At 60.8% G+C, this 19,758-nt stretch carries 18 protein-coding genes, 1 other RNA gene and 1 pseudogene; 16 read left to right on the top strand and 4 right to left on the bottom strand.

Annotation, left to right across the window (positions count from 1 at the left end; translation table 11 throughout):
- Positions 1-202: 202 nt before the first annotated feature.
- The 9 genes and pseudogenes from zipA to AB4O08_RS19980 all read left to right on the top strand — a co-directional run bounded on the left by zipA (position 203) and on the right by AB4O08_RS19980 (position 9,514).
- Positions 203-1,066, top strand: coding sequence for a cell division protein ZipA (zipA, locus tag AB4O08_RS19940; protein WP_010208526.1), 864 nt, complete (start codon positions 203-205; stop codon positions 1,064-1,066).
- Positions 1,067-1,153: 87 nt separating this feature from the next.
- On the top strand, positions 1,154-3,511 hold the full coding sequence (gene ligA, locus AB4O08_RS19945; protein ID WP_137205628.1) for an NAD-dependent DNA ligase LigA: 2,358 nt from the start codon (positions 1,154-1,156) through the stop codon (positions 3,509-3,511).
- Between the two features lie 176 nt (positions 3,512-3,687).
- Positions 3,688-4,851 carry a zinc-binding metallopeptidase family protein gene (locus AB4O08_RS19950; RefSeq protein WP_010208528.1) on the top strand — a complete coding sequence of 388 codons (1,164 nt, stop codon included), beginning with the start codon at positions 3,688-3,690 and terminating at the stop codon, positions 4,849-4,851.
- A gap of 8 nt (positions 4,852-4,859) precedes the next feature.
- Positions 4,860-4,946: pseudogene (locus tag AB4O08_RS19955) on the top strand (outer membrane lipoprotein carrier protein LolA); the annotation flags it as partial.
- Positions 4,947-5,080: 134 nt separating this feature from the next.
- Positions 5,081-5,177: signal recognition particle sRNA small type (gene ffs, locus AB4O08_RS19960), an RNA gene on the top strand.
- A gap of 127 nt (positions 5,178-5,304) precedes the next feature.
- Positions 5,305-5,736, top strand: a complete 432-nt coding sequence (locus tag AB4O08_RS19965; protein WP_069673235.1) for a hypothetical protein — start codon at positions 5,305-5,307, stop codon at positions 5,734-5,736.
- A gap of 20 nt (positions 5,737-5,756) precedes the next feature.
- Positions 5,757-7,718, top strand: coding sequence for a DEAD/DEAH box helicase (locus AB4O08_RS19970; RefSeq protein ID WP_069673234.1), 1,962 nt, complete (start codon positions 5,757-5,759; stop codon positions 7,716-7,718).
- A 157-nt stretch (positions 7,719-7,875) separates the two neighbouring features.
- Positions 7,876-8,922: an N-acetylmuramidase family protein gene (locus tag AB4O08_RS19975; protein WP_010208531.1), complete on the top strand. Its 1,047-nt coding sequence runs from the start codon at positions 7,876-7,878 to the stop codon at positions 8,920-8,922.
- Between the two features lies 1 nt (position 8,923).
- A complete protein-coding gene (locus AB4O08_RS19980) occupies positions 8,924-9,514 on the top strand; it encodes a hypothetical protein (RefSeq protein ID WP_045791745.1) in 591 nt (196 codons plus the stop codon).
- A 56-nt stretch (positions 9,515-9,570) separates the two neighbouring features.
- Here AB4O08_RS19980 and AB4O08_RS19985 read toward each other — a convergent pair whose 3' ends face one another.
- Positions 9,571-10,434 (bottom strand): LysR family transcriptional regulator, encoded by an 864-nt coding sequence (locus AB4O08_RS19985; protein WP_010208534.1) that lies wholly within the window; start codon positions 10,432-10,434, stop codon positions 9,571-9,573.
- Positions 10,435-10,536: 102 nt separating this feature from the next.
- On the opposite strand from AB4O08_RS19985, the gene AB4O08_RS19990 reads away from it, so the two are divergent.
- Positions 10,537-11,496, top strand: coding sequence for a DMT family transporter (locus AB4O08_RS19990; protein ID WP_187517044.1), 960 nt, complete (start codon positions 10,537-10,539; stop codon positions 11,494-11,496).
- Here AB4O08_RS19990 and AB4O08_RS19995 read toward each other — a convergent pair.
- The gene (locus tag AB4O08_RS19995; protein ID WP_021490924.1) at positions 11,410-11,781 is read right to left on the bottom strand and encodes a VOC family protein; all 372 of its coding nucleotides are present in this window, start codon (positions 11,779-11,781) and stop codon (positions 11,410-11,412) included. The genes AB4O08_RS19990 and AB4O08_RS19995 overlap by 87 nt on opposite strands.
- A gap of 321 nt (positions 11,782-12,102) precedes the next feature.
- Here AB4O08_RS19995 and dnaX point away from each other — a divergent pair, with 321 nt between their 5' ends.
- The 5 genes from dnaX (at position 12,103) to AB4O08_RS20020 (ending at position 17,640) form a co-directional block, all read left to right on the top strand.
- A complete protein-coding gene (gene dnaX, locus AB4O08_RS20000; protein ID WP_460114300.1) occupies positions 12,103-14,157 on the top strand; it encodes a DNA polymerase III subunit gamma/tau in 2,055 nt (684 codons plus the stop codon).
- 43 nt (positions 14,158-14,200) lie between these two features.
- Positions 14,201-14,539 (top strand): YbaB/EbfC family nucleoid-associated protein, encoded by a 339-nt coding sequence (locus AB4O08_RS20005; protein ID WP_003175481.1) that lies wholly within the window; start codon positions 14,201-14,203, stop codon positions 14,537-14,539.
- A gap of 134 nt (positions 14,540-14,673) precedes the next feature.
- A complete protein-coding gene (locus AB4O08_RS20010) occupies positions 14,674-15,699 on the top strand; it encodes an NADP-dependent oxidoreductase (RefSeq protein ID WP_010208538.1) in 1,026 nt (341 codons plus the stop codon).
- 58 nt (positions 15,700-15,757) lie between these two features.
- Positions 15,758-16,360 carry a recombination mediator RecR gene (gene recR / locus AB4O08_RS20015; protein ID WP_010208540.1) on the top strand — a complete coding sequence of 201 codons (603 nt, stop codon included), beginning with the start codon at positions 15,758-15,760 and terminating at the stop codon, positions 16,358-16,360.
- A 131-nt stretch (positions 16,361-16,491) separates the two neighbouring features.
- On the top strand, positions 16,492-17,640 hold the full coding sequence (locus AB4O08_RS20020) for an acyl-CoA dehydrogenase family protein (protein ID WP_460114301.1): 1,149 nt from the start codon (positions 16,492-16,494) through the stop codon (positions 17,638-17,640).
- A gap of 134 nt (positions 17,641-17,774) precedes the next feature.
- On the opposite strand, the gene AB4O08_RS20025 is transcribed toward AB4O08_RS20020, so the two are convergent.
- Both AB4O08_RS20025 and fnr read right to left on the bottom strand, forming a co-directional pair.
- Complete coding sequence (locus AB4O08_RS20025; protein ID WP_010208542.1) at positions 17,775-18,323, bottom strand: adenine phosphoribosyltransferase; 549 nt, start codon at positions 18,321-18,323, stop codon at positions 17,775-17,777.
- 80 nt (positions 18,324-18,403) lie between these two features.
- Positions 18,404-19,138 (bottom strand): fumarate/nitrate reduction transcriptional regulator Fnr, encoded by a 735-nt coding sequence (gene fnr, locus AB4O08_RS20030; RefSeq protein ID WP_010208544.1) that lies wholly within the window; start codon positions 19,136-19,138, stop codon positions 18,404-18,406.
- A 152-nt stretch (positions 19,139-19,290) separates the two neighbouring features.
- Between fnr and AB4O08_RS20035 the strand changes: the two genes are divergently transcribed.
- A complete protein-coding gene (locus AB4O08_RS20035) occupies positions 19,291-19,758 on the top strand; it encodes a FlxA-like family protein (protein ID WP_010208545.1) in 468 nt (155 codons plus the stop codon).

Genomic DNA, 19,758 nt, shown 5'->3' on the forward strand with positions numbered 1-19,758 from the left:
AAGTGGCAAATGGACATATTTGTTCAAGGCTTTTTGACAGACGGTGTAAAGTTATCTTTGGTCGTGCTAGTTTAATGTCAAATTTTCGTATGCGTGGGCAAAACGTCAGTCAGAACATAGAGTTGGCGCCACGTTTTAAAGCGGTTTGCACGTTGCTAAACCCCTTATTTTTCAGCATTTTTTATTAGAGGCACGGGATTACATGGAAATCGGTCTGCGCGAGTGGCTGATCGTCATCGGCATTATTGTCATTGCCGGTATTCTTTTTGATGGCTGGCGCCGCATGCGCGGTGGCAAGGGCAAGCTCAAATTCCGTCTGGACCGCAACCTGTCCAACTTGCCTGACGACGACGGCAGCGCCGAGCTGCTGGGGCCGCCCCGTGTGCTGGATACCCATAAAGAACCGCAGCTGGACGAGCACGACTTGCCGTCCATGAGCGCGCCGGTGCGAGAAGCGCGCGAGCCGTCTTCCAAACGCGGCAAGCGCGCCGCGCCGGTGGTGGCAGAGTCACGTCAGGCTGATTTGGACCTGGACGTCGATGACGGCCCGAGCTTCAGCAGCCGCGACGATGATTTCCCGGACGAAAACGCTGGCAAGAACGCCCCGCGCCAATCCGTGAACGACCAGCCTGCCGCCGAAGAAGTGTTGGTGATCAGCGTGATCTGCCGCGACGCCGCCGGCTTCAAGGGCCCGGCTTTGTTGCAAAATATTCTGGAAAGCGGCCTGCGCTTCGGCGAGATGGATATTTTCCATCGTCACGAAAGCATGGCGGGTAACGGCGAAGTGCTGTTCTCCATGGCCAACGCGGTCAAGCCAGGCACCTTCGATCTGGACGATATCGACCTGTTCAGCACCCCGGCGGTGAGCTTCTTCCTCGGCCTGCCAGGTCCGCGTCACCCGAAACAGGCTTTCGACGTGATGGTGGCCGCAGCCCGCAAGCTGTCCCAGGAACTGAACGGCGAACTCAAGGACGACCAACGCAGCGTCCTCACCGCCCAGACCATCGAGCATTACCGTCAGCGCATCGTCGAGTTCGAGCGTCGCGCCCTGACACAGAAACGCTGAGGTTCGATCTTAAGCGTTGTCTGTAGAATCCGTGCACTAACATATTGAGCAGCTTCGGCTGCTCTTTTGCTTTATGAGAGAACACCCATGACCGCCGCCCACACCCGCATCCTCGAACTGCGCGCTGAACTGGATCAGCACAACTACCGTTACCACGTCCTCGACGAGCCGAGCATTCCGGACGCCGAGTACGACCGTCTGTTCCATGAGCTCAAGGCCCTGGAAGCCGAGCATCCGGACCTGGTCACGCGCGATTCTCCGACGCAGCGGGTCGGCAGTGCGGCGTTGTCGGCGTTCACCCAGGTCAAGCATGAGATCCCCATGCTCAGCCTTGGCAACGCTTTTGACGAAACCACCATGCTGGAATTCGATCGCCGGGTCACCGAAGGCCTCGACCTGCCGGCCGGCGATCTGTTTGGCGGTGGCGCGGCGGTGGAGTACAGCTGCGAACCGAAGCTGGATGGCCTGGCGGTCAGCCTGCTGTATCAGGACGGCGAACTGGTTCGCGGCGCCACCCGTGGCGACGGCACCACCGGCGAAGACATCAGCGTCAACGTGCGCACCGTGCGCAATATTCCGTTGAAGCTGCACGGCAGCGGTTGGCCGGCGAACCTGGAAGTGCGCGGTGAAGTGTTCATGTCCAAGGCCGGTTTCGAACGGCTCAACGCCTCGCAGCTGGAAGTCGGCGGCAAGACCTTCGCCAACCCGCGCAACGCCGCTGCCGGTAGTTTGCGTCAGCTGGATTCGAAGATCACCGCCAGCCGTCCGCTGGAATTCTGCTGCTACGGTGTGACCACTGATATCAGCGACACCCATATCGGCAACCTGCAACAGTTGCAGAAATGGGGCATGCCCATCAGCCGTGAGTTGAAGCTGGCAAAGGGCATCCAGGATTGCCTGGAGTACTACCGCGATATCGGCGAGCGGCGTAACAGCCTGCCATATGAGATCGACGGCGTGGTGTTCAAGGTCAACAGCATCGCTTCCCAGCGAGAACTGGGCTTCCGCGCCCGTGAACCGCGCTGGGCCATCGCGCATAAATTCCCGGCCATGGAGGAGCTGACTGAGCTGCTAGACGTGGAATTCCAGGTTGGCCGTACTGGCGCCGTCACGCCGGTGGCACGCCTCAAGCCGGTCAAGGTCGCGGGTGTCACCGTGTCCAACGCGACCCTGCACAACATGGATGAAGTGGCGCGCCTGGGCGTGATGATCGGCGATACCGTGATCATCCGCCGCGCCGGGGATGTGATCCCGCAGGTGGTCTCGGTGGTGCTTGAGCGTCGTCCGGAAAACGCCCGTGCGGTGCCGATCCCGCAGAGCTGCCCGGTGTGTGGTTCCCACGTGGAGCGTACGCAACTGGTCAAACGCAGCAAGGGCAAGGAAACCGTCAGCGAGGGCGCGGTGTACCGTTGCGTCGGGCGTCTGGCCTGTGGCGCGCAGCTCAAGCAGGCGATTATCCATTTCGTCTCACGCCGCGCCATGGACATTGACGGCCTGGGCGACAAAACCATCGAACAACTGGTGGATGAAAACCTCATCGGCTCGCCGGCCGACCTCTACAAACTCAAGTACGAACACATCATCGACCTGGAAGGCTTTGCCGACATTTCCAGCAAGAAGCTGATCACCGCCATCGAAAACAGCAAATCCCCGACCCTGGCGCGCTTTATCTATGCGCTGGGCATTCCTGATGTAGGCGAGGAGACCGCCAAGGTGCTGGCGCGCTCCCTGGCCTCCCTGGAGCGCGTGCAGAAGGCCTTGCCCGAAGTGCTGACGTACTTGCCGGACGTGGGCCTGGAAGTGGCGCATGAGATCCACAGTTTCTTTGAAGACAGCCATAACCAGGACGTGATCGGCGCGCTGCTGTCGCCGGAAGAGTGCGGCCTGCAATTGCAGGATCAGGGTGACCTGAGTGCCGAATTCGCCGCCAGCACCACCTTGGGCGGGTTGCTCGACAAGCTGCACGTACCGAGCGTCGGCCCGGGCGCCGCGCAAAAGCTGGCGGACAAGTTCGTCACCCTCGAAGGCGTAATCAAGGCCGACTGGCTGGACATGCGCCAGGCCCTGCCGGAGAAACAGGCCAAGGCCGTGCGCGAGTTCTTCGATAATGCCGACAACGCCCACCGCGCCCTGGCCATCGAGCAGCAGCTCAAAGACTTCGGTATGCATTGGGACAGCGAGAAGAAGGTGGTCGAAGGCTTGCCCGAAGCCGGGCACACCTGGGTACTCACCGGTTCGCTGGAGTTGATGAGCCGCGACGTGGCCAAGGAGAAGCTCGAAAGCCTGGGCGCTAAGGTGGCGGGGTCCGTGTCGGCGAAGACCCACTGCGTGGTGGCTGGGCCGGGCGCCGGTTCCAAGCTGGCCAAGGCCAGCGAATTGGGCTTGAAGGTGCTGGATGAAGAAGCCTTCGTCGCCTTCCTCGCCAGGAACAACATCAAGGTCTGAACCGATCCCACTGTAGGAGCGAGCTTGCTCGCGAAAAACTTGAGAGCGTCTCGATAAACCAGGAACGCTGCGTCATCGTTGACGTTCTTCGCGAGCAAGCTCGCTCCCACAGAAGCCATGTTGAACGATCGGTAGCGAGAAATGATCTAGTCTCAGTCACCCAGGGAGAGATCGCCATGTTCCGCTACTTCGAGCAACTCAGTTCGCGCATCGCTGCACCGTTCGTAGCCGGCACATCCCGCGACAGCAAAGTGTGGCAGTGCCGTTGCGGCCAATCGCTGTTCTTTCGCAACAGTCAATGCCTGGCCTGCCAGGCGCTGCTCGGCTACCAAGCCCAACAAAGTCGTCTCGCCTCCCTGCAACCCGGCCCCGTCGAAGGCACCTGGCTGCAGGACGGCAACCTCGACGCCGGTGCTTTCCGCCGCTGCGCCAACCTCGATACACCGGCCGCTTGCAACTGGCTGATCCCGGCCCATAGCACCGCGCCGCTGTGCGTGGCGTGCAGCCTGAACCGCACCATTCCTGACTTGTCGATCGCGCAAAACCACGAACGCTGGCGCAAAGTCGAAACCGCCAAGCGCCGCCTGGTAGCACAGCTCATCAGCCTGGGTTTGCAAGTGGTCCCCAAAAGCGTCGACGAAGACACGGGCCTGGCCTTCGACTTCGTCGGCATCGACCTGGAAGGCAACGCGCCCATGACCGGCCACGCCAACGGCCTGATAACCCTGGACATCAAGGAGGCCGACGACGCCCACCGCGAGAAAGTCCGCGTACAAATGCGCGAACCCTACCGAACGTTGCTCGGGCACTTTCGCCATGAGGTCGGCCACTACTACTGGGATCGCCTGATCGCCAATACCCACTGGCTTGAACCGTTTCGCCACCTGTTCGGCGACGAACGCGCCAGTTACGCCGACGCCCTCGACCAGCATTACCAAAACGGCCCACGCCCAGACTGGCAGCAAACCTGCGTCAGCGCCTACGCCACCATGCACCCCTGGGAAGACTGGGCCGAAACCTGGGCGCACTACCTGCACATGATGGACGCCGTAGACACCGCCCTTGGCTTTGGCATGAGCGCCCGTGAGATGGACCTGGATTACCAGCCATTCCCGCTCACCACCCTGTACGACCCCGAACACCCCGGCGGCGTGGCCTTCCTGTCGTTCGTCAACGCCTGGATCGAACTGGCCGGCATGCTCAATGAACTGTCACGCAGCATGGGCCAACCGGACTTCTATCCCTTCGTGCTGCCACCGGCGGTGATTGCCAAACTGCACTTTATTCACTTGGTCATTCAGGAAGAAGGCGGCAGGGCCGACGAAGCCGTTCTTTTGTAGGCGCGAGCTTGCTCGCGAAGAGCGTCAACGATGACGCAGTGTTCCTGGTTTATCGAGGCGCTCTCAAGTTTTTCGCGAGCAAGCTCGCTCCTACAGAGAATTATGTGAATCCACCAGGCAAGTGCTTGAACCATCGAATATTTTTAATCCGCCGCCAACGGTTGTAACTTCCGATGAGATCGGTACAATGGCCCCGCTTGCCGAGAGGCAGGCGTCGTTATGGTGACCCCATCGGTCCCCCCGCAACGATTACCCGTGAACCTGGTCAGAGCCGGAAGGCAGCAGCCACAGCGGGAACATTGTGTGCCGGGGTGTGGCTGGTGGGGTTGCCTCCATAACGCTCTTCCTTGCAACATCTCCTCAAATTCAAGTCAAAAAAATGCTTTCAAGCCATCTGCCATCGGGCAGTCCATGGCGGCATACTCCAGTGCCTGGCATCCGGAGACAACACACGTGGAAAAAGTCGACGACCTCACTCGCGAAAAACTGCGGGAGTGGCAGATGCGGCGCCTGGAGATCAAGGACCGCATTCAATCGCATCCTGAACAGACCCTGGAATTGTCGAGGGTGCTGGACCTCATGGACGACGAGCACGCGGAAATCCTCAGCCAGGCGGAAATGATCCGGTCTGCGGACGCGGCCCACGAGCCCGCACCGCCCGCCGAGGCCGTGCCGCCGCCCCTCACGGGCGCCTACACGCTGCAGTTGAATGTGGCCGCGCAAAGTGCCGAGGACCTGCGCCGGTTGCTGGATATGGCGGTCTTCGAACTCCAGCAGCAGGTCAATACGATGGCCGCTAAGGCTGACGCGGGTCCCCATTGCGGCGGTATGTCAGGCTCCCTGGGGGAGTATCGGTTTGAACTGGGCGGTCAGGGCAATGCCTGATTCCCTGGCGGCGAGGCACTATGCAACCGGAACATTTTGATTTATCCAGTCCTGTCTTCCTGCCCGTCACGGATGAAACCTGCACAGGCCTGCTCGGGGCGGACGGCGCCAAGACGCTGATGAGCCTGACAGACCCTGAGCTGGCTGCCGTGCTGGTCATCCAGAACCTGGCCCAGGCGGCGGAAAAAGACCTGACCTGCGCTGGCGCCGAGCGCATTTTGGCCAAGCTGCTCGACTGGGCGGTGGACAACCGGGCAGAGGGCGCCGCGACGTTGTTGTCCGAAGCCCAGCGGTTGTTCGATCCCCGCAAGCTGTACTTCGGTTTCAACGCCCTTAAAACGGTCAATCTGCGCCTGCTCTCGCCTGAAGAAGTCGCAGCGCGGGATTACCTGCTGCCCACCGGCAAATGGGATATTGGCTACAAGGTCCGTCATCTGCGCAGCAACGATCCGTTCAGCCAGCAGATGGTCACGCCCCGGCACCGCGAGCGCTGGCTCAGCCCGGCCCAGGACAAGCTGGTGCGGACCTTCCGCGCCAACCTCAACGAAGACCTGCATGTCCAAGGTTACGCCGGCATCGGTAAGAGCCACCTGCTGGGCGCCTTGATGGAGTGCCTGCGGCCCGCCCAGACCTTGATACTGGCGCGTACCGGGGCGAAGCTCGCCACCTTGCGTGAACGCATGGGTTTGGCCAGGGACAGCAAGACCGGCTCGACCTTTGCCGCCTTCGCCAAAGCGCTGTTACAGGGGCAACGACCGTCCGTGCAGGCCTCGCCGGCCCGGTTGCCCGGCAAACACGAAGTGTCGCAGACCCTCAATATCCATGGCTGGCGCGGTCACGATGGCGCGGCGACGCTCGATATCTGCCTGAAGGTGCTCGACAGCTATTGCCATTCCAACCATCACAGCCTGTCGGCCCGGCACTTGCCGCATTTCAAGCAACCCTTGTCCAACGTGGATGCCCAGGCGTTGCTGGAGTACTCCAGCCGGTTGTGGACGTATCTGGACGCCAATCCGCAATGGGCCGGTCAGACGGCCTTCGCAGCGCTGTTGCTGATCAAGCGTGCGAGCCTCGATGGCTGCGAGGTGCCGCCCCGGTACACTCATGTGCTGATCGATGAAGCCCAGGACATTCCACCTTCGTTGTTGCAGATCATCGAACGCGGCCGCCAGGTGCTGATCACCCTCGGCGATGAGTACCAGCTGGCCAGCGGTGTGATGGTCAGGCGCAAGCGCGAAGTCCGGCACACCGACATCAATTACTCCGTGCGCTCGGGCCGCAACGTCGAGCGCCTGGTCAACCCGTTGATCAGCGTGCACTCGCAGAAGGGCAAGACGCCCTTCGAAGGCGCGCGGGATGCCGACGTTGGCATTGAGCATTACCCTCAGGGCTTCGTACCGCCGGAAGGCTGCGCGGTATTGACCGCGTCCCATTGGGACACCATGAAATGGGCGATTCAATTGCAGCAGGCCAACTGCCCGTTCGGTTTCTTCGACAGTGCAGCGCAGCAGGATCTCCAGCGCTTCATGATCAGCGTGATCGCGCTGTTCAAGCCGGAGTTCTACAGCAACGAGCACAACGACAATGGCGCCCATGCTTACTTCAGTGACATGGACGATTGGCAACAGGTGCGCGATGCCAGCCAGTACGACGAGTCGTTCCTGTGGGTCGAGAGCGAGCTGGAAAAAGGCTTCAACGTCGCCGATATCACGCGTTTGAACCGCCTGAGCGGCGTCCCTGGCAAACGCTGCCTGCTGATGCTGGCGGAGGAGGCGGGCGGCATGGAGTTCGACCGTGTACTGCTGACGCCCGAACTGCTGACCAACGTGAAATTCAAGGACGCCTACGCGTTCGACCAGCGGCTGTGTGCGGTATACATCGCCATTTCCCGGGCGCGGATGCAGCTTTACCTGCCTTACGATGTGGTCGAGTGGATTGATTTCCACACCTATCAGAAAACCCGTGAATTCCACGGTTACTGATTTAATTAATTCGGCTGTTTCACAACTTTCGGCGGTCGCTCTGGACAACCTAAAACCACCTTGTTAGTTTCCGCCAGCCACTTGTTTCAGAGTGTGACAAGGGTGCGGAGTTGATATTGAAGTGCCATCACTTCTTTAACTAACAAGGATGTCTGTGATGAAAAGCCTGCAAGGGTTGCCCCGTCTTATCAGTGCTTCGGTAGGCGCGCCCGGTAAAGCCCGCAACTTGCCCGCCGATGTGCAGTGCATTCAGTATTTATTCAATCTGATCATTCCCAAACTGGGCTTCCCACTGGCTGAAAACGGTAAGTGCGACGGTCAGTTGGTGCAGTGCATCAGCCAGTATCAGTTCCGTCACCTCAAATATGCGCACCCCGATGGTGTGATCGACCCGACCGGTAAAACCTTCAACAGCCTCATCGAAGAAGCGGTGAAGGTACCGGTGAAGGCGTTCCCGAGCATGCGTATCCCGACCTTCCTGAATGTGTTCGGCAATAACCAGGCAGATGCGGTGCAGGCCACGGTCAATGTGTACCTGGACCGCATGCGCGCGATGATCGAGGCCGAGAAACGCAACCGCCAATTGATGCTCCAGGCCACGTGTGACGGGGGGATGACCCTCAGCGAGACCGACTTCCAGAACGCCGCCACGCAGTTGGGTGGCGGTATTTCGGTGAACATCATCAAGGCCTTCGCCACCGTGGAGTCCGGCGGACGTTCGGGGTTCGGTCCGGCCAAATTGCCGGTGATCGCGTTTGAAGGGCACCTGTTTCGCAAGTACACCAAGCACATCTACGACCAGGCGCACCCGCTGCTGTCCTACCCCTACAAGAAAAAGGCCGGGCCGCAGTGGCAGACCAATAACAAGGACCAGGCCAAGGCCTGGGAAACCATGGCCACTGCCTTTGCGCTGGATCAGGAAGCCGCGTTGATGTCGGCGTCCTGGGGCATGTTTCAGATCATGGGCTTCAATTACGCCTCATGTGGTTACAAGACAGTGTTTGAATTCTCGGCGGCATTAAAAGTGAATGCCGGCAACCAACTAAAGGCGTTCCTTGGTTTTTGCAGCAAGAGCCCGGCGTTGATGAAGGCCATGAAAAGCAAAGATTTCACCAGCATGGCACGTAACTATAACGGCGAGGACTACGGCAACTATGACGTCCTTATGCAGAAAGCCTACGAGAAACTGGAAGGGAAAAAGTAAAATGATGCGTTATCTAGCAGTGGGTGTGTTGTCGTTGTGCGCCGTAGCCCCCGTCTTCGCCGGCTCGCCTGCATTGCATTCCGGCAAGTACGAAGGGCTGATGCTCGCGGTGACGCCCGAGCACCAGGTGGAAGGTTACTACTCGGAAGAAATGGGCGAGGGCGTGACCCGCAGCTGCAGTTTCTACCTGCAAGGCAAGCCCGCCGCGCTGACCACTTGGCTCGATGACGCTTATCCCGGCAGCGTGGCGCCTTCCTCCGACGGCGTGACCCTGACCGTGGCGCAAGGCCGCCAGCATCCCGGTTGCCTCAACGTGCTGATGCCGGAGATTGCCACCGGCCTGGACCTGACCCAGACCGCAAGCAAAAAATGGATTGGCTTGGTGAAGGTCTCCGCCGACAAGGCTTACCTGCTGAAAAACCCAAATGCCAAGCCTGCTAAACGCCCGTACATCGTCAAGAACGACGTGGTCGGTGTCCTGGCATTCAAGGATGGCTGGGCCCAGGTCGAGTTCATCAATGCCGATGATCGCTCGTTTACGGGGTGGATCAGCCAGGATCAGTACGCGCGGTTAGCGGCCCCCCAGAGCTGATCTCGACAACGATAACAATCTAAGTGTGGGGGCAGTCCCCACATGTTGGATCTTCATTAACCGAATGTTTCGCGCAGTAATCCGGCAAACGCATCCCGTGCCAGGTGCCGCTGCGTGTCCTTGTGCCAGAACAGCAGGTTTTCCACCGCCTGCAGTTCCTCGAACCGGTACGACGCCAGCTGGTTGGCCTGCTCATAGCGGGCCAGGATGCCTTCCGGTGCCAGCGCCACACCAATCCCTGCACTCACACAACCAATGATCGTGCCCCAGCTGGCATAGCTGGCGATGGCCGGTTTGAAGGCATGGGGCTTGACCCAGTTTTCCAGCGCCGCCCGATAGGGACAGCCGGGTGGCCACACCAGGAGGGTGCGCCCGGCCAGGTCTTCGGCGCTGCGGATCGGCTCGCTGGAGGCGCTGGCGATCAGTACCAGGCGTTCGCTGTAGACCACGCTGTGTTCGAGCTTTGCGCGTTTGTTGCCGGCGGCCACCAGCGCCACATCCAGGCGATGGTGCTGCAGGTCATCGAGCAGCTCGCCCCAGGCACCGGTCACCAGTTCCAGGCTGACATCCGGGTAGCGCCGGTGATACTCCGCCAGCAGCGGCGGCAGGCGGCCACTGGCGCTGGACTCCACTGCGCCGATGCGCAGGGTGCCACGAGGAATGGCATTGGCGTCCACGGCGCGTTTGGATTCGTCCACCAGGGCCAGGATACGCTCGCAGTACTCCAGGAAAATCTCACCCGCCGCACTGATCGCCAACCCGCGCCCGGCACGGATGAACAGTGGCGTGCCCAACTCGCTCTCCAGCTGCTTGATCCGCGTGGTGATGTTGGACGGCACGCAGTGCAATTGCACGGCGGCTTGGGCCACGCTGCCGGTTTGCGCCACGGCTCGCACCATTTTCAGTTGGGCCAGTTCCATTGCTCAGTTCCAGTGATTTCAGAAGTCAGAAACGGTTAATTGTCCTACGCGTTGCTCGGGCCAAGACTGACAGCATTCCTTCTCAGTATTCGGATGCCGTCGATGAACACCCCGTCCCCCCTGAAGCTTACGCTAGTCATCGCCAGCGTCATCCTTTGTTGGGCCTATTCGCCGATTGGCGTACACATGGGGCTGCTCAGCTACGGCCCTGGTCAGCTGGCGCTGTTGCGGTTCTTGATCGCTTCGGTGTTCATGGCCGGTGTGGCGCTGGTGATGGGCATCGGTCGGCCACGCCTGTGGGATCTACCGTGGCTGCTGGTGTTGAGTTTTTTCGGGGTATTCCTGCACCACACCAGCCTCAATTACGGACAGCAATTCGTGACGGCGGGGGCGTCCAGCGTGCTTGCGCAATCGGCGCCGCTGTTCAGTGTGTTGATTGCGTTTTTCTGCTTGAAGGAACGGGTCAGCCTCTGGCGCTGGAGCTGTGTGCTGCTGGGGTTGCTCGGTGTGCTGGTGGTGATCTGGGGCGATCACGGGGTGGGGAATATCGACCCGCGCGGCTTGCTGCTGCTGTTGGCGGCGGTGTCGTGGAGCCTGTACTTCGCCATCCAGAAGCACTACGCCCACCGCTACAGCCCGCTGACGATGGCGTGCTACATGGTCTGGGGCGGCACCCTGATGCTTTGCGTGAACCTGCCGGGCCTGTCGTCTGCCGTGGTGCAGGCGCCGTTGCCGGAAAACCTTGCGGTGCTGGTGCTTGGGATTTTCCCCAGCGCCTTGGCGTACCTGGCCTGGGGTTATGTGTTGAAACATGTCGAGGTCAGCCGTGCGTCGGTAGCGATGTACCTGATCCCGCCCGTGGCCATGATGATGGCGGCGACGCTGTTGGGTGAACACATCACCCTGCAAGTGGTGCTGGGCGGTGTGATCGTGTTGGCCAGCGTGGCCGCCATCAGCCTGGAAGGGCGCTGGCGCTCAGTCGCTCAGGCAAAACGCGCGCAGCCGGTGGCCGTCGAGGTCCTGAGCGACGAAGGTGTAGCCGAAATCCAGGGTGGTCGGTGACTGGATGATCGTCGCGCCGCGCGCTACCCACTGGTCGTGCAACGCGTCCACAGCGGCCTTGTCGGCCAGAGACAGGCCCACTTCACCCCCACCGCCCGTGAGCTGCGCCGCCGGCTGCACGGTATGACGTGACCACAATCCCAGCTTCACGCCATTGTCGAGCATGAACAGGGCGAAGGTCGGGTTGAGTTCCACGGGCGGCTTGTCCAACAGGCGACTATAGAAGTTGGCGCTGGTGGCCGGACTGTCGACGTACAGCAAAAAGTAATGGGCGACGGTGTGCATGTTGGCTCCTTGGAAGCGCGTGTTGTGAGGGGCCGAGTCTATAAGGCGGTGCTGTCAGTTCCTGTCAGGAGTCTCATCGGTGTGGAGCTGGATGATTTGCTCGATCTCGCCCGACATCTTCATAGCGGTGGGGGCGCTGCAAGGCTGCCCGTGGCCATCATCCATAAAACGCCCAGAAGTGTGCGCCTAAGCTCTCCGGGTTCAGGCCTTTTCGGGGTCAGTCACAAGGGCTTAGTCAGAATAGGCAAGCGTGCCGGATGCAATTTCCCCCTTGCTCCGCTAGCATTACCGGCTTCTGTTTCCCAGTTGCGACGGTTTTCGATGAGTTATCAGGTTCTTGCACGTAAATGGCGTCCGCGCTCGTTCCGCGAAATGGTCGGCCAGACCCATGTGCTCAAGGCTCTGATCAATGCCTTGGACAGCCAACGGCTGCACCACGCGTACCTGTTCACCGGTACGCGGGGGGTGGGCAAGACCACCATTGCGCGCATCATCGCCAAATGCCTGAACTGTGAAACCGGGATCACGTCGACGCCCTGCGGCACCTGTTCGGTGTGCAAGGAAATCGACGAAGGACGTTTTGTCGACCTGATCGAAATCGACGCCGCGAGCCGCACCAAAGTTGAAGACACCCGCGAGCTGCTCGACAACGTGCAGTACGCGCCGAGCCGTGGCCGCTTCAAGGTTTACCTGATCGACGAAGTGCACATGCTCTCCAGCCACTCCTTCAACGCCCTGTTGAAAACCCTGGAAGAGCCGCCGCCCTACGTCAAATTCATCCTGGCCACCACCGACCCGCAGAAACTTCCTGCAACGATTCTGTCGCGGTGCCTGCAGTTCTCCCTGAAAAACATGACCCCCGAGCGCGTGGTGGAGCATTTGACCCACGTGCTGGGTGTCGAGAACGTACCGTTCGAAGACGACGCATTGTGGCTGCTCGGCCGCGCCGCCGATGGCTCGATGCGTGACGCCATGAGCCTCACCGACCAGGCCATCGCCTTTGGTGAAGGCAAGGTCATGGCCGCCGACGTGCGCGCCATGCTCGGCACCCTCGACCACGGCCAGGTTTTCGACGTGCTGCACGCGCTGATCGAAGGCGACGCCAAGGCGCTGCTCGAAGCCGTGCGCCATCTGTCGGAACAAGGCCCTGACTGGAACGGTGTGCTTTCGGAAATCCTCAATGTGCTGCACCGCGTCGCCATCGCCCAGGCCCTGCCTGAGGGTGTCGACAACGGCCATGGCGACCGCGATCGCGTGTTGGCACTGGCCCAGGCGTTGCCGGCCGAAGACGTGCAGTTCTATTACCAGATGGGTTTGATCGGCCGCCGCGACCTGCCCCTGGCACCCGACCCGCGTGGTGGCTTTGAAATGGTGCTGCTGCGGATGCTGGCGTTCCGGCCCGCCGATTCGGCCGATGCGCCGAGACAGCCGCTAAAGCCAGTGGGGATCAGCCAGGCCACAGTTGATTCCGCCAAACCAGTGGCTGGCGCGGCGGTGGTAGCGCCAGTGGTTGCTGCGCCTGCGCCCGTAGCACCTGTGCCAGAGCCTGAGCCTGTGGTCGCTGCACCCGTGGTCGAGCCGGAACCGGTTGTCGTGCCTGAGTCGGTCGTCGACCTGCCCTGGAATGATCCGGTTGACGCTGAAGTCGAAGCTGAGCAATTGCCCGCCGTGGAGCCCGTGCTGGATACCACCGGCGAGCAGCCCGAGTTGACTCCGATGCCTATCCCGACCCCGGACAGCGTGGTGCCTGACGCCCCTGAATGGGTCAGCGCGCCGGTTCCCGAGCCGACCGTGGCCCAGGTGGAAGCGGCGACGCCGGGTATCGACCTCGACGACGAGCCGCCGCTGGACGAAGACTACATCGAGCCGGACATGGATTCGGCCTACAGCTACCTGGACGACTTGGCCAGCGAACACACCGCCGAGCCGGCCCCCGAGCCCGAGGCGGAACCCGCTGCCGCACCGGCGACCGGCCTGGCCCTGCAATGGCTGGAATTGTTTCCGAAACTGCCGATTTCCGGCATGACCGGCAGCATCGCCGCCAACTGCACCCTGATTTCCATCGACGGCGATCACTGGTTGTTGCACCTGGATCCGGCCCACAGCGCCCTGTTCAATGCGACCCAGCAACGCCGCTTGAATGACGCGCTGAACCAGTACCATGAGCGCACGCTGAGCATTACCATCGAGCTGATCAAGCCCGAGCAGGAAACCCCGGCCCAGGCCGCGACCCGCCGGCGCATCAACCGTCAGCGTGAGGCCGAGGACTCGATCCATGGTGATCCGCTTATCCAGCAAATGATGCAACAGTTCGGTGCGGTCGTCCGTCACGATACTATTGAACCTGTCGAAGCTCCGGTGCCTCAGGCGTCCTGATACCGGGCTACTAATTTGATCCACGTACTTTGAGGTGATTCCCATGATGAAAGGTGGCATGGCCGGCCTGATGAAGCAGGCGCAGCAGATGCAGGAAAAGATGGCCAAGATGCAGGAAGAACTGGCCAACGCCGAAGTCACCGGTAAAGCCGGTGGCGATATGGTCAGTGTGGTGATGACCGGTCGTCACGACATCAAACGTGTGAGCATCGACCCAAGCGTGCTGCCAGGCGTCGGCGAAGATGATCTGGAAATGCTTGAGGCCTTGTTCGCTGCGGCCGTCAACGACGCCGTGCGCAAAATCGAAGCCAACAGCCAGGAAAAAATGGGCGGCGTGACCGCTGGCATGCAATTGCCTCCGGGCATGAAGCTGCCGTTCTGATCCTGTCGCTTTAGCTAGACTCCAATGCCAGGCCTCGTGCCTGGCATTTTTGTTTGTGCCAAATCTGATCGAACCCTGGCACAGCACGCATGGTCTGCACCCTATACCGATGGATTCGATAAAGGAGCCCCTTCATGCCTCAAGAACCGACCCTGAACCAGCGCATTGTCCTGGTCTCACGCCCGCAGGGCGCACCGACCCCGGAAAACTTTCGTTTGGAACGCGTGAATCTGCCGGAGTTGGCGGACGGCCAAGTCCTGCTGAAGACGTTGTACCTGTCCCTGGACCCCTACATGCGCGGGCGCATGAGTGACGCGCCGTCCTACGCAGCACCGGTGGAAATCGACGAAGTAATGACCGGTGGGGCTGTCAGCCGTATCGAACAATCGCGTAATCCGAAATTCGAAGTGGGCGATCTGGTGGTGGGTGCCACGGGGTGGCAGAGCCACTGCATCTCCGATGGCCGTAACCTGATGCCAGTGCCCAAGGGACTGGCCAGCCCGTCCATGGCCTTGGGTGTGCTGGGCATGCCGGGCATGACCGCCTACATGGGCTTGATGGACATCGGCCAGCCCAAGGCCGGGGAAACCCTGGTAGTCGCCGCAGCGTCTGGCGCGGTGGGTTCGGTGGTGGGGCAGGTGGCCAAGCTCAAGGGCTTGCGCGTGGTCGGGATCGCTGGGGGCGCAGACAAGTGCCGCTACGTGGTAGATGAGTTGGGCTTTGATGTCTGCGTCGATCACAAGAGCGCGACCTTTGCCAATGACCTGGCCCTGGCGTGCTTCAAGGGCGTTGATATCTATTTTGAAAACGTCGGAGGCAAGGTGTTCGATGCCGTGGTGCCGCTGCTCAATCCCAAGGCGCGCATCCCACTGTGCGGGTTGATCGCCGGTTACAACGCCCATGAAGCCCCCAGTGGTCCTGATCGCCTGCCAGCCTTGCAGCGAACGCTGCTGACCAAGCGCGTGCGCATCCAGGGCTTTATCGTGTTCGATGACTACGGCGATCGCCAGCCCGAGTTCCTGAGCGCCATGGCGCCGTGGGTGCGAGACGGCAAGATCAAGTTCCGCGAGGATGTGGTCGAGGGCCTGGAGCAGGCGCCGGAGGCCTTTATCGGTCTACTGGAAGGACGCAACTTCGGCAAGTTGGTCGTGCGCATTTGACGCTAATCCGGGGCGCGGGTATAAACCGCGTCTCGTTGTTTTGTCGGACCCTTCGCCCATGAGCTTCAGCCCCCTGATTCGCCAACTGATCGACGCCCTGCGCACTTTGCCAGGTGTCGGCCAGAAAACCGCCCAGCGTATGGCGCTGCAACTGCTGGAGCGTGATCGTAGCGGCGGCACCCGGTTGGCCCAGGCCCTGAGCCAGGCCATGACCGGTGTGGGTCACTGCCGCCAGTGCCGCACGCTGACCGAAGAAGAACTCTGCCCGCAATGCGCCGACCCGCGCCGCGACGACACGCTGCTGTGCGTGGTGGAAGGGCCGATGGATGTGTACGCGGTGGAGCAGACCGGCTACCGCGGCCGCTACTTCGTGCTCAAGGGCCATCTGTCGCCGCTGGACGGCCTGGGCCCGGAAGCCATCGGCATTCCGCAACTGGTGGCGCGCATCGAAGCACAGGGCACTTTTACCGAAGTGATCCTGGCCACCAATCCGACGGTGGAAGGCGAGGCGACCGCACACTACATCGCCCAACTGCTGACCAATAAAGGCCTGATCACCTCGCGCATCGCCCATGGCGTGCCGCTGGGGGGCGAGTTGGAGCTGGTGGATGGCGGCACGCTGGCGCATTCCTTCGCTGGCCGCAAACCCATCGCACTCTAAAGAACACCGCCATACAAATGGGGGAGCAAACCAGCTCCCACTGTATTTTGTAGGGTGTTCAGTGTTTTGTCTTGCTTGATAACCAAGCAAGCGCTTGGTAAGTTCGCTCCATCTCGCCATGGAGCTTGCCGATGTCTGCCTATCAGGACTACTTCGACCCCAGCCACCAATTGGTCCGCGACAGCGTGCTTCGCTTCGTCGAGCGCGAGCTGTTGCCGGGCATCGAGCAGTGGGAGGAGGCGGAAAGCTTCCCCCGTGAGCTGTACCTCAAGGCCGGCGCGGCGGGAATCCTCGGCATCGGTTACCCCGAAGCGCTGGGCGGCAGCCACGAGGGCGATCTGTTCGCCAAGGTGGCAGCCAGCGAAGCACTGATGCGTTGCGGCTCCGGTGGCGTCGTGGCGGGGTTGGGGTCGTTGGATATCGGCTTGCCGCCCGTCGTCAAATGGGCGCGGCTTGAAGTGCGCGAGCGTGTGGTGCCGCAGGTGCTGTCGGGTGAAAAGATCATCGCCCTGGCGATCACCGAACCGGGCGGCGGCTCCGATGTGGCCAGTCTGCGGACCCGTGCCATTCGCGACGGCGAGCATTACCGCGTCAGCGGCAGCAAGACGTTCATCACCAGCGGCATCCGCGCCGATTTCTATACCGTGGCCGTGCGCACCGGCGCGCCGGGCTTTGCCGGCATCAGCCTGCTGCTGATCGAAAAAGGCACCCCCGGTTTTACTGTCGGCCAGCCCCTGAAGAAAATGGGCTGGTGGGCGTCGGATACGGCTGAATTGTTTTTCGATGATTGCCGAGTACCCGTAGGCAATTTGATTGGCGCCGAGAACATGGGCTTTGCCTGCATCATGGGCAACTTCCAGAGCGAGCGCCTGGCCCTGGCCTTGATGGCCAACATGACGGCGCAGATGGCGTTGGAGGAAAGCCTCAAATGGGCTGCTCAGCGCGAAGCCTTCGGCAAACCCATCGGCAGATTCCAGGTGATCAAGCATCGCCTGGCGGAGATGGCCACCGCCGTAGAGGTTTCACGGGAATTCACCTACCGCCAGGCGGCCAAGATGGCCGTGGGCATCAGCGTGATCAAAGAGATCTCGATGGCCAAGAACCTCGCCACCGACACCGCCGACCGCGTCACCTACGACGCCGTGCAGATCCTCGGGGGCCAGGGTTACATGCGCGGTAGCCTGGTGGAACGGCTGTATCGCGACAACCGTATCCTGTCCATCGGTGGTGGCACCCGCGAGGTGATGAATGAAATCATCAGCAAGCAGATGGGGTTGTGATCTGCGCTGTTCTTGTGGGCCTCATCGCGGGCAAGCCCGGCTCCCACATCTGATAGCGTTCACAGATATGAATGTGTGAACCCAATCAAATGTGGGAGCCGGGCTTGCCCGCGAAGAGGCCGGCCCTGGCAACCTTAACGTTCAGTCAATGCAAACTGCGTCAAACAAAACGTCGGAATCCCCATGTCTTCCAGGCGTTGCGACCCGCCCAGCTCCGGCAGATCAATGATCGCCGCCGCTTCGAAGATCGTCGCCCCCATGCGTCGTACCAGGTTCGCTGCCGCGATCAGGGTGCCGCCGGTGGCGATCAGGTCATCGAACATCAACACTGAATCGCCCTCGCACAGGCTGTCGGCATGCACTTCCAGGAACGCTTCGCCGTACTCGGTTTGATAACCCTCGGCCAAAACGTCTGCGGGCAGCTTGCCCTGCTTGCGGAACAGGATCAGCGGCTTGTTCAACTGGTAGGCGATGATCGAACCGATCAGGAAACCCCGGGCATCCATCGCGCCGATATGGGTGAAATCGGCTTCGACATAACGCTGGGCAAAGCTGTCCGCGACCAGGCGCAGCGCGCGCGGCGATTGGAACAGGGGCGTAATGTCACGGAAGATCACCCCAGGCTTGGGGAAGTCGATGACGGGGCGGATCAGGGATTTGATGTCGAACGAATCGAAGGTCATCGTCGAAGAGTCCTGGGGCTGGAAACGGACTCGAAGTATACCTGCGGCCTCGCCGGTTGGCGCGGCCGCAAGTGTCTGGATCAACCCTCCAGCGAACCACCCGCCAGCGCACACAGCTGGATCGGGTCGAGGATATGCACTTCCTTGCCTTCGGCGGCCAGCAGTGAGTTCTGCTGAAAGCGCGTAAACACACGGGACACGGTTTCCACCGCGAGGCCCAGGTAGTTGCCGATTTCGTTGCGCGACATGCTCAGTCGGAACTGGTTGGCCGAGAAACCACGGGCACGGAAACGCGCCGACAGGTTGACCAGGAAGGTGGCGATGCGCTCGTCGGCAGTTTTCTTGGACAACAGCAGCATCATTTGCTGGTCGTCGCGAATCTCGCGGCTCATCACGCGCATCAACTGGCGACGCAGTTGCGGCAATTGCAGGGCCAGTTCATCCAAGCGTTCGAAGGGGATTTCGCACACCGATGTGGTCTCAAGGGCCTGGGCCGACACCGGGTGAATCTCGGTGTCCATGCCCGACAAGCCGACCAGTTCGCTGGGCAGGTGGAAGCCGGTGATCTGCTCTTCGCCGCTGTCGCTCAGGCTGAACGTCTTCAATGCACCCGAACGTACTGCATAAACGGAATCGAACTTGTCGCCCTGGCGAAACAAAAACTCGCCTTTCTTCAACGGGCGGCCACGTTTAACGATGTCGTCCAGCGCATCCATGTCTTCCAAATTCAACGAAAGTGGCAAGCAGAGGGGGGCCAGGCTGCAATCCTTGCAGTGGGCCTGGCCGTGAGCGCGCAGTTTAACTGGCTCGGACATTTCTTAAATCCTTGTGGGAAAACACACATAAGACGTAAGGGTAACGCACTGGGGGCCAATCAGGCCAGCGTGTACAAAAAACCGCCAGCGGTATAAAGCTTTTTGTATCGGGGCCGATACAACGGGCATACCTATTCGTCGGAGCTCGGATCATGTCTGTTATTGCGGCCTACAACCCTGCCATTCGTATCCCGACTGTGCCGGACGCAAAGCCGATTACCGAGACCAAGGCAACAACACCGGTCATTGAAGCTGCCACTGAAACCAAAGTGGTTGAAGGTGTGACCGTGACTATTTCCGCCGATGCATTCAAGGCCGCAGGTGCGGCCAAGAGTTCCAATGCGGATATCGATGACAGTGGCCTGGACGACAACGTCAAGCAGGTGCTGAAAATGATCCGTCAGTTGAAACAACAGATTGCCGAAAAACAGGCCGAGCTGGCGGCCGTTGCAGCGGCCAATAACCTCTCCCCCGAAGAGGCCCGAGCCAAGACCAGTGCTTTGCAGAGCGAGATAAGCTCTCTGCAGGCGGGCCTGATGTCAGCTCAGGCTTCGTTGGCCAAGGCGATGAAAGGCATGAGTGCCGAGGACTCGATGAAAGCCGCCTCGCTGTCGATGTAA

This window comes from Pseudomonas sp. H3_E07 (genome assembly GCF_054668895.1).